The sequence below is a fragment of the Lacipirellulaceae bacterium genome (genome assembly GCA_040218535.1).
Taxonomy (GTDB): domain Bacteria; phylum Planctomycetota; class Planctomycetia; order Pirellulales; family Lacipirellulaceae; genus Adhaeretor.
The window spans coordinates 494,059-505,234 of the sequence record JAVJRG010000005.1; the positions used below are offsets into that span (position 1 = coordinate 494,059).

An 11,176-nucleotide genomic window follows, 5' to 3' on the forward strand; every position below is an offset into this window, starting at 1 on the left:
AATCTCAACGCCATGACCTCACAAACCAAAAAGAAAAAACGTCGTCTCCCGAAAGGCATCAAGCGGCTTCCTAAGGGTGATCATGGCGGTATCGAATTGTTGCTGATCCACCGAGTGGAGAGCCTAGGCGAGCAGGGCGACGTTGTTCAAGTTCGTCCTGGCTACGCGAACAACTATTTGCTTCCGCAAGGCTTGGCTACCTTAGCGAGCGACCATCACAAGCGGATGGTTGAGAAGCACAAGGCCAAGCTGCAAGCGATCGAAAAGGCCCGCCAAGCCGACCTTCGCAAGCAAGCTGCGGAAATTGCGAAGCAGAGCATTACGATTGAGGCCAACGCGACCGAAGACGGACACCTCTACGGAAGCGTTGGAGCTCCAGAGATTGTCGCAGCCCTCAAGAAGAGCGATATTTCCCTCAACGCCGATCAGATTCGCCTGGAAGGCCCGCTCAAGGAACTCGGCCTCTATACCGTCAAGTTCCGCCTAGCAAGCGAGGTCGAAGGCGAACTCAAGGTTTGGGTGGTACCACAAGTCGGTGCAGACGACTGATTGTGGCCGATCAGACGAGATCAACACAAAACGCACGGCTCCCTCATCGGAAGTCGTGCGTTTCTCATTCTCAAACGCTAAATTGAATAGCTGGGGACGCCAAATAGCCGTCGAGCTACGCCTCTACCGGCCTTATCAGCAGATCTCTTTTTTATTTGCAGACATGCGTCGATTAATTCACAAGTGAAGGACCACAACCATGGCATCCTCAAATGGCTATAACGGCAATGGTCGTCAGCAACAGCCAGCCGCCTCGCCAATCGACCGTCAGCTCCCTGCTGATTTAGACGCGGAACGGGCCGTCCTAGGCAGTATCCTGTTGCTGCCCGAAGTCTTCGACGAAGTCGCTCTCGTCATTCGCCCACTGGATTTCTACGACGATGCGAATCGGCGAATCTATGAGCACCTCGTCGCCATGCACGATGACGGGCAACGGATCGACCCCATGCTGCTGGTCGATCGCCTTCGCAAGGCAGACATCTATGAAGCGGTTGGCGGAGCCGCTTATCTGGCTGAGGTCGGCAAGCAAGTTCCCACGGCAGCCCACGCGGAATACTACGCACGGATCGTCGCTGATAAGTCCGTGCTGCGTTCGCTCATTCACGCCAGCACGGACATTCTCCACGAAGCCTACGATCCGTCCGTTGAGACTCGCCAGCAACTCGCGAAAGCGGAAGAAAAAGTCTTCGCAATACTTGAAGACCGCGGGGCAGGGCAGGTCAACGCGATTTCCGACGTGCTGCAAGAGTCGCTTGATCGGCTCGATGCGCGGATGGATCAGCACCACGCGTTTGGCGGAGTCGAAACCGGATTCGACGATTTCGATCAACTCACCGGTGGGTTACAGAACTCGGAACTCATCATCCTGGCCGCACGCCCCAGTATGGGGAAAACGGCACTCGCGATGAATATGACCGAGCATGCCGTGATGCAAGGCAACATTCCCACACTGTTCGTCAGCTTGGAAATGGCCGCCCTCGAACTGGGCGACCGGCTTCTTTGCGGCATTGCTGAAGTGAATGGTAACCGCCTCCGCAACGGAACGATCAGCACCGAGGAGCGTCGGCAACTGGTGGAAGCTGCCGCCAAAGTGAGCCAAGCCCCACTATTCATCGACGATTCACCCAGCCGCACCATGACGGAAATCAGCGCGAACGCCCGCCGGCTTAAGCGGCGTCACGGCCTGGGGCTAATCGTCATCGATTACCTACAACTCATTGAGCCTGACAACGCCCGCGATCCGAGACAAGAGCAAGTCTCGAAGATCGCCCGGCGCTTGAAGGGCCTAGCCCGCGAGCTTGACGTGCCGGTACTTTGCCTTGCCCAACTCAACCGCCAAGTCGAATCCACCCGCGACAACAAGCCTCAGTTGAGTCACCTCCGCGAGTCGGGAGCCATTGAGCAAGACGCCGATGTCGTGATGTTCGTCCACCGCGACGAGTATTATCAAACCAATGAAGAAGATCGCGAGGCGGTCCGCGGTGAAGCCGACCTTCTCATTCGCAAGCAACGAAGCGGCCCAACCGGCGACGTGAAACTCACCTGGGTCCACGAATTCACCCGCTTCCGCAACTTCTCGCACAAGGCCTATGCGGAGTTTCAGGACTTTGGCACACCGCCCGAGGCTAGTTTTTGAGCAGCTAGCTAACACCACAGCAACCCTAAGCCCTTCTTTCTCGCCCTCCGTCGCTCAATGTTTAGTTCTCCTGAAAGGGATTCCGTGGTCAAAACTCACGTATTGCTGCGGTGCCAATAAGCGAAATTGCATCCCTACAAAGGCTGCTCTGCGTCTTGCCGCAAGAAAAAAATGCGGTATCTTAAGCGCAAGGAATTGCAAAAATCCCGTGAGAGCGGATGCAATTTTCGGAACCAGTCTCGGCAAATTGGCCTATTTCAGCTTTTTCGCCAACGCACTTTCGACTGAACTTCCTAGGAGGGGAATTCTCATGCAGCTGACTAATCGTCTAAGCAGCTTCTTACTTGGATTTTTGGCTCTGTTCTTCTGCTCGACGTTGACGCAGGCTCAAATCGACACCACCTGGACCGGTGCTGGTGACGGAGTCAGTTGGAACGATCCGGTGAATTGGTCAGCAGGGGTTCCTGATACGCCGGGCAACTTCAACGCCATCATCGACAGCGATAACCTGAGTAATGCTGCAGTCATGACGGCCATTAGCGACGTCATAGTGATCGATAGCTTGACCGTCGACTCGGGTGACGTGCTTACCATCCGTGATAACAACGATTTCTCGATCGCCACTGAGGTGAGTCGACCTGACAGCGGGGCAATTATAAACAATGGCCTAATCGAGCTTTTCACCAACGGCAACATTACCGACTTGATCGTCCGAGACGAAGTCTCACTCTCAGGCACCGGTACGTTGCGTATCGGTGGAGCCAATAGCAATAGCCGAATCGTCGACAACAGCGGCGCGAACGGACACCTCACCAACAGTAGCACCATTGAGGGTTTCGGGCAGATAGGCGTCAATACCTTGCAAATCACCAACTTGGCTGGCGGGCTTATTGATGCCAACAATGCTGGTGGGGCAGCACTAACCGTGGACCCCAACGCCGGCGGAGGGGTGACCAACCAAGGTACGTTGCGAGGCTCCGCTGGTGGTAATCTGATTCTCACCAGCGGAAACTTCGCGAACACCGGCGGAGTGATTGAAGCCTTGGATGCTTCTTTGGTAACGCTCCAAGGTTCTGCAACCTTAACTGGCGGTACGTTGCAAACGACCGGGACCGGGGTTGTTCGCGTATTCAATAGCAACATTGCCACGCTTAACGATCTCACGATCATCGGAAATTTTCAGCAACTCGATAATTCCGATCTTTTGATCAACGGCACGATCGATAATCAGTCCAGCGATTTCACAATCACGACTGCGGGCAATCTCACCGACGTCATCATTCCAACTTCGGCGACACTTTCTGGTGGCGGTACCGTGACTCTCGGAGGAGCCAATAATAATGCTCGCATCGTCGACAATGGTGGTGGCAACAGCGTGCTAACCAATGCAAACCACACGATTCAGGGCAGAGGCCAAATCGGCGCAAACACGCTCGAAATTATTAATCAGGCCGGTGGTCTAATTAACGCGAACGACAGTAGCGGCACGCTCGTCGTCGACCCGAATGCAAGTGGCGGTCTGACGAATCAAGGAACCATGCGTGCTTCTGCTGGAGCGAATCTCATTCTCCAGGCGGGTAACTTCAACAATGCTGGGGGAGTTGTCGAAGCTCTTGACGCGTCAAAAACCACACTTACCGGATCGGCCAACGTTACTGGTGGTACTCTGCAGACCAGCGGTACAGGAGTCATTGAAGTTCCCGGCAGTACGAATGCCACACTCGACGGCGTCACGCTCGTCGGGTCCTTTCAAATGCTCAACAATAGCGACCTAATTCTCGGTGCCACGCTGATCAATCAGTCGAACAATTTCACGGTCAATAACCTCGGAAATCTTACAGACATTGTTATTCCAACTGCCTCGGTCCTCTCTGGTGGTGGAACGGTCACGCTCGCGGGCTCAACCAATAGCAGCCGTATCACCGATAATAGCGGCTCGAATGGCGTCTTCACAAACGTTGATAATACGCTGGAAGGCCGAGGCCAGATCGGTGCAAACACACTACAGATCATCAATCAAGTAGGCGGGTTAATTGACGCAAATAGTACCGGCAATACATTGACCCTCGACCCGAACGCTGCTGGCGGTTTGCAAAACCAAGGGACATTGCGCGCTACCAATGGTGGGATTCTGGTATTTGCTGCCGGCGAGTTCACGAACACCGGTGCGACGATTGAAGCGACGGGGGCCGGTTCCGAAGTGCGAATGACAAACAACGCTGTGATCACAGGCGGAACCCTTCGCAGTAGCAGCGGCGGACTTGTCCGTGTGAACGCAAGCACCAATGTTTTCCTCGTGGATGCCCTTCTCGAAGGAACTCTCCAGGCTGACAACAATTCTGACTTGGGCATCAGCGGTACGATCACGAATAACGCTACTATCACGATGGCGTCCCTAGGCAACAACACCGATGTCCAAGTCCAAGCCAGTGGTGCCACGCTGACAGGTAGTGGCAAAGTGGTACTCACCAGTACTGGCGGTAACGCCGCTGGCATCGACGGCATTAGCAACGCAGTCCTCACCCACGGATCTGCTCACTCGATTGAAGGGCAGGGGGCTATCGGCAGAAACGCGATTGGCATCGTCAACGATGGATTGATCGACGCTAACGTCAACGGACAATTCCTCACGATTGATCCGGATGCGGTCACTGGAATGGATAACAATTCCACCCTGCGTGCGTCGAATGGCGGTTTGCTGCTACTAACGGGCAACGCAGGCGGAGTGTTTACAAACGAAGGGGGAACCATCGAAGCGACGGGAGCGGATTCTGAGGTCCGATTAATCACCACGGCTAGCATCAATGGTGGAACTGTCCGCGGTTTTGATGGTGGTTTGGTACGCGTGAATTCCAGTCAGAACGTATTCTTCAATGATGTCACGTTCGAAGGAGCCATCCAGAGCGACAACAACTCTGACTTTGGTATCAGCGGCACCATAACCAACAACGGCACCATCACGATGGCCTCGGCTGGTAATAATACCGATGTCGAAGTTCAAGCTGGTGGTGTCACGCTAACTGGGACTGGGAAAGTCGTGTTGACGACGACGAGTAGTAACAACGCAGGAATCAACGGCGTTGGCAATTCCGTTTTGACGAACTCGGCAACGCATACGATTGAAGGGCAGGGCTTCATTGGGAGAAACACGATTGGTGTTGTTAATCAGGGGCTCATTAACGCGAATGTGGCCGGGCAATCCTTGACGCTTGACCCCGATGCTGTCAACGGTCTCAATAACACAGGGTCCATCCAGGCAACCAGCGGTAGTCTTGTGATTCTGACAGGCAATGCTGGTGGCGAATTCGTCAACGCGGGCGGAATCATCGAAGCGGTCGGTGCCGGTTCAGAGGTGCTGCTAACCACGAATGCCTCAGTGCTCGGCGGTACCGTGCGAAGCACCGGAGGAGGAATCGTCCGTGGTAGTACTAGTCAGAACTATTTCTTTACCGATGTCACTATCGAGGGACAAATTGAGGCTGCCAATAACTCTGATTTTGGCGTCAGCGGTACCATCACAAATACTGGGACGATTACGCTCGCCTCGACCTTCAATGCGACTGATTTGGAAGTACAAGCCGGAGGGGCGACACTGACCGGAGGGGGGACGCTCGCATTTCAGGGCAATAATCCAGGAATCAACGCGATTGCTAATGCCACACTGACAAACATGGATAATACGATCCAAGGCGAAGGAAGAATTGACTCGCCGCTCGTCAATAATGGTAGTCTTGTGGGCACTTCCGCGACCGAGATCATCGAAGTGAACAGTCGCCTCAGCGGCGATGGGGCTTTAGAAAATGTGCGAATCGACAATGTCCATGCTCCTGGAGACGGTGCCTCTGGCTTCGCAACCGCGAGTGTTCCCGTTGGTGGCGAGTACACGATCGCCAATTCGGGCGAACTGCACTTTCAGATTGGCGGTACGTCGATTGGTGAGTTCGACCAGCTCGATTCTACTGGAACGCTCAACCTGGATGGTGATTTGCTCATCACCTTCACAGATATCGGCAACGGCTACGTGCCGGCTGCCGGCGATCAGTTTACGATTATTCAATCGACTTCCGCTCTGATTGGAGCATTTGACAACATTTTCCTGGCGGAATCTGGTGGCGGACTTTCGGTCGAATGGGAACCGATCGACTTTTCAGACCCGAACAAGATCGTACTCGAAATCGCTAGCACGAACTTCTTTGCTGCTGACTATGACGAGGATGGCGATGTCGACGCTGACGACTTGGTTGTCTGGCAAGGCGACTACGGCACTTTCCCAGCGGCTCACACCGATGGCGATGGGGATGGCAGCTTAGTTGCAGATGGGGGAGATTTGCTAATTTGGCAACTGCAAGAAGGAATCGGAACAGACAGCATCAGCTCCACCAGCGCTATACCCGAACCAACGGCGCTGGCCCTGATGCTAGCGTTCACCCTCTCAACGACGCTCTCATCAAGCCGAAAACGCTAGTAAGCATAAAGCCCGCCGCTTGCGGCTTAGCCGCGAGCGGTCTTGTTCGTTTTTACGCAATCGGCTATTTCTTCGCGGTCCTAATAGCAGAGGACTTCTGCGCGCGGGCTATCACTTCGCGTTGCAGGAGCATAATCCGCCCTTTTAGAGAAGCTCGAATTGCTCATGCTGCTCCCTCGACGAACGATCATCTGTGCCCTGCTTTCCCTAATGGTTGTGGCGGTCCAAGGCCTTGCCCTCGCGCAGACTGGCGAACTCCTTCCGCCTCCGCGTACTGTCGGCCAGGCTTCCGAGACATTGCCTACTAGCGGTTCATTAGAGAATCAGCCCAATGATTCTGAGACTATCGAAGAACAAGTCGTCGATGTGCGAATCGTTGGCAACGATACCATCGAGGCCGCACAAATTGCGGCGAATATCACAACACGGGTTGGCAGACCTTTCGATCGCAGCGTCTTGCAGCGCGACGTTCGACGATTAGCGAACCTGGGATGGTTTGTCGATGTGAAGCCGCTCTCGAAAAAGACTCCGCAGGGTCGAATTGTGATTTTTGAAGTGACCGAACGCCCGACAACTCGTTACGTGACTTACCTTGGCAACGAAAAGATCAGCGACAAGAAACTTAAGAAGCAAACCAATCTGGAAATCGGTGGCGCGGTCGATCCCTTCGCCGTTGAGGAAGGCCGGCGCAAGCTGCGCGATTATTACCAAGGCCAAGGGTACAACAACGCACAAGTGACGATCATTGAAGGGACGAAAGCGACTGACAAGGGCGTCGTTTATCTCATCAACGAAGGCGTTTCAGAACGCATCTGGAAAGTCGAGTTCGCCGGCAACGAATTCGTGAGCGATGGTCGCTTGAAGACTCTCATTAAGTCGAAGCCGCCGTTGTTGAAACTCTTCAAAGGGTTCCTCGATCGAGGGAAGATCGATAACGACGTTGAGCAACTAACCGCCTATTACCGAGCTTTTGGCTTCTTTCAAGCACGCGTTGGTCGCAAGCTCGATTACAACGAGAAAGGCAACTGGGTAACGCTGAAGTTCGTGATCAACGAGGGTCCGCGGTACAAGGTGCGGAATGTCCGATTCATCGGCAACACAAAATTTGATCCCGAGGCCATGGCGAGCAACGCGAAGCTCATCGGCGGCCAGGAATTTGAACAGTCCAAGATGCAAAAGGATGCTCTCTGGTTGCAAGAACTCTACGGCAGCCACGGTTATGTCTTCGCGGATATTCAGCCCGAAACGATTTTCCTGGAGCAACCCGGCGAAGTCGATCTTGTTTACAACATTGAAGAGGGTGGGCAGTTCCGTGTCGGTCGTGTGTTTGTAAACATCGGCGGCGATACTCCTCACTCGCGGCGACAAATTGCGCTCAATCGTCTCTCACTCCGTCCGGGCGATATCATGGACATTCGCGAACTCAAAGCGAGCGAACGTCGCCTCGTTGCCAGCGGCCTGCTGGAAACCGACGCGGCGACAGGCGTGCGACCGAAGATCACCTATCGAATTCCCGACGACGCCGAATTTGGCTTAGCTGAGGGTTCCAGCGATACCTTCCGTGGGCAGTCTCCTGAGCCCGTCGGCCCGCCCGTCTTGCCACCTCCAGGTGCTTCACACTTGGCAACTCCGCAGCCGCTTCAGCCTCAAACTCTCAGACGTCAGATGGCTCGGAAGATACCGGGTCGTGATGACATCGAAATTCACATTCACTGCCATGATGAGCAGCATCTCAGGCGTTGGCTAGATAGTGAAGCGAATCCTGAAAAGCAGTCGGTTGAATCCACTGCCAGTGCCGTTACTTTCCGAGGACAGAGCCCCGAGCCGGTGATCACTGACACGATGCAACTGCTCGAACACCGTGCCGCCCAAATGCGTCATCAGCGACTCGCTCTGCTACAGCCGACCCAACAACCCGCCCAACACCCTTGGCCGCGGCGGCAAGTCGCCCATCGGCCTGCCTCGCCCTATCAACGCATCCAGCCGGCAACTGTGCGAGGCCAAAGCCCCCAAGGGGTTCAGCAGGCCTACGCACAGGTAAACGCTCAGCCCAGCACACAGCCAACGTATGGCTTGCCGCCGGGCGGACAAGTCATCCAAGCAGGTGGACATGGTCCACAGCAGGCGAATCTCGCTCAGGGTGGCGTGCAACCCGTGCAGTATTCACCGCAACTCCAACCCCCGGCAGGTTCGATCGCGCCGACTCCGCTGAACACCCAGGGGCCACTTTTAGGATCTCAGATTTTCCCCGATGGGCGTTATGGTGCGCTTGGGGCACCTTATCCTCAGGAAGTCGTCGACATTTACATCAACGGTAACGAGACCCAAACCGGACGACTCATGCTTGGCGTGGGTGTGAACTCCGATGCTGGCGTTGTTGGTAACATCGTGATCGATGAGCGGAACTTCAACTGGCGGCGACCTCCGCGTAGCTTTGACGACATTCGCAACGGCTATGCCTTTCGTGGCGACGGTCAGCGGTTCCGGATTGATGCTTCACCCGGTAGCGAAGTGAACCGCTATCTCGTGAGTTTTCAGGATCCTTACATTTTCGATCGTCCCATTAGCTTGGGACTTAGTGCCTCGTACTTTGATCGCCGTTATCGGAACTGGGATGAGCAACGCCTCGGTGGTCGGATTTCGCTTGGTCGTCAGTGGGTAGAGCGTGATCTTTCCGCGACGATTTCTTACCGTGGCGAGAACGTCAACATTCATGACATTAGTAATCCGGCTCAACCTGACTTGGCTGCAGCGGTTGGCGATAACTCGCTGCATGGTTTTCGGCTGAGCGTGATTAACGATACTCGCGATAGTGCGTTCCTGCCGACGCAGGGTCACTACATCGAACTTGCCGGCGAGCAGGTGATCGGCTCCTTCGATTACCCCCGGGTCACGGCTGAGTTGCGTGAGCATCTCCTATTGTTCGAGCGCCCTGACCATTCAGGCCGTCACGTGCTGAGCTACAGCACCAACTTTGGCTACACGGGAACACAGACACCGATCTACGAACACTTCTTTGCAGGTGGTTTCGCCACGATGCGTGGTTTTGACTTCCGCGGAGCTTCGCCAATCGACGTGGCCAACGGCAATGTCGAAGTGGGTGGTCACTTCCAGTGGCTAAACTCGTTCCAGTACCTTTTCCCGATTACCGCCGACGAGATGCTGCATGGCGTCGCGTTCGTCGACTTTGGTACGGTCGAGCCGGATATCGAAATCAACGATTTCCGTGTTGCTCCTGGTGTGGGTCTGCGAATCACTGTCCCCGCGATGGGACCTGCCCCAATCGCGTTGGACTTTGCGTTCCCAGTGGCCAAAGCAGACTTCGACGATACGCAAGTGTTTAGCTTTAGTCTTGGGTTCTCACGGTAATCTTGAGCCGAGAAGCGTTAGCTCTCGGGTCCATGATGAATGTACAACCCGAGAGCTGACGCTTCTCGGCTCCTTTGATGTTGTTAGTTTTGCGGTGCCACCAGTGGCATGTCGTTCTCGATGCTGTCAGCCATACGGTTGAGTGCTTCGGTCTCGATCTGGCGGACCCGTTCCCTTGTGAGGCCGAGCTTTTCGCCGATCTCTTTGAGCGTCTTGGGCTCGTAGCCGTTGAGGCCGAACCGCATCCGCAGGACCGTTGCCTCACGTTGGTCCATGGTGCCCAGCATTTGCAATACATGGCGAAGGCTGTCGCTCTCGACGAGTTGCTCGTCGGGGCTCTGCTGACGCTCGTCCATCACCATGTCGCCCAACGACCAACCCGCTTCGGCCTGGTCGGTTTGTGGGGTGGCGTTGTAGATTTTGATGGCCTTCTTGATGATGGGGAGTTTCTTCTTGGGCAGGCCGAGGATGCGGGCGATCTCCTCGGGCGTGGGGGTGCGATCGAGTTCTTCGGTCAGTCGTGCATTAGCACGTCGCCACTTGCTGAGCAGCTCGACCATGTAGGCCGGGATGCGGATCGTTTTGCCGGTGTTGATCAGAGCTCGCTTGATTGACTGCTTAATCCAGTAACTGGCATAAGTGCTGAATCGCGTGCCCATCGTTGGGTCGAACCCTTCGACCGCTCGCAGCAAGCCGAGGTTGCCTTCCTCGATCAGGTCTTGCAGGCTCAATCCTTTGCCGGAATATCCGCGGGCGATGTTCACCACGAGACGCAGGTTCGCACGCACCATGCGATCGCGTGCCGCGAGATCGCCTTGGCCGATCGCGGTGGCGAGGTCTTTCTCCTCCTGGGCGTTGAGGAGTGCCGTCTCGTTGATTTCGCGGAGGTAGGTTTCCAGCGGGCTTTGAACCGACGAGCGGCGGGACTTGGTTTTCGTTGGCATAGGTTGGATACCGATTTCTGCGTTTGCCGAAGGTTTCGGATCGCGGCCTTCACCGGGGCTTGGTGAAGTGGATCGGACGAGTGCTTCGAGCTATTGCTGGGTTAGTTAAGTGAGAATCCAACGCGACCAGTGGCACGGCATCCTTGCTGCGTGGCGCGATGATGATTCTTTGAGTGGGGACTCTTTGGGTGTGGATTCTCTGGGGTGGGCTGG

5 protein-coding genes are annotated in these 11,176 nt (G+C 55.1%); 4 read left to right on the forward strand and 1 reads right to left on the reverse strand.

Annotation, left to right across the window (positions count from 1 at the left end):
* The first annotated feature begins 12 nt into the window (after nt 1-12).
* The 4 genes from rplI to RIB44_02260 all read left to right on the forward strand — a co-directional run bounded on the left by rplI (nt 13) and on the right by RIB44_02260 (nt 10,019).
* On the forward strand, nt 13-549 hold the full coding sequence (gene rplI / locus RIB44_02245) for a 50S ribosomal protein L9 (protein ID MEQ8615393.1): 537 nt from the start codon (nt 13-15) through the stop codon (nt 547-549).
* A 199-nt stretch (nt 550-748) separates the two neighbouring features.
* A complete protein-coding gene (gene dnaB / locus RIB44_02250; GenBank protein MEQ8615394.1) occupies nt 749-2,185 on the forward strand; it encodes a replicative DNA helicase in 1,437 nt (478 codons plus the stop codon).
* A 310-nt stretch (nt 2,186-2,495) separates the two neighbouring features.
* On the forward strand, nt 2,496-6,650 hold the full coding sequence (locus tag RIB44_02255) for a hypothetical protein (GenBank protein MEQ8615395.1): 4,155 nt from the start codon (nt 2,496-2,498) through the stop codon (nt 6,648-6,650).
* Nucleotides 6,651-6,815: 165 nt separating this feature from the next.
* Nucleotides 6,816-10,019, forward strand: coding sequence for a BamA/TamA family outer membrane protein (locus tag RIB44_02260; GenBank protein MEQ8615396.1), 3,204 nt, complete (start codon nt 6,816-6,818; stop codon nt 10,017-10,019).
* 83 nt (nt 10,020-10,102) lie between these two features.
* Here the strand turns inward: RIB44_02260 and RIB44_02265 are convergent, their stop codons facing one another.
* Nucleotides 10,103-10,963 carry an RNA polymerase sigma factor RpoD/SigA gene (locus tag RIB44_02265; protein MEQ8615397.1) on the reverse strand — a complete coding sequence of 287 codons (861 nt, stop codon included), beginning with the start codon at nt 10,961-10,963 and terminating at the stop codon, nt 10,103-10,105.
* Nucleotides 10,964-11,176: the final 213 nt, after the last annotated feature.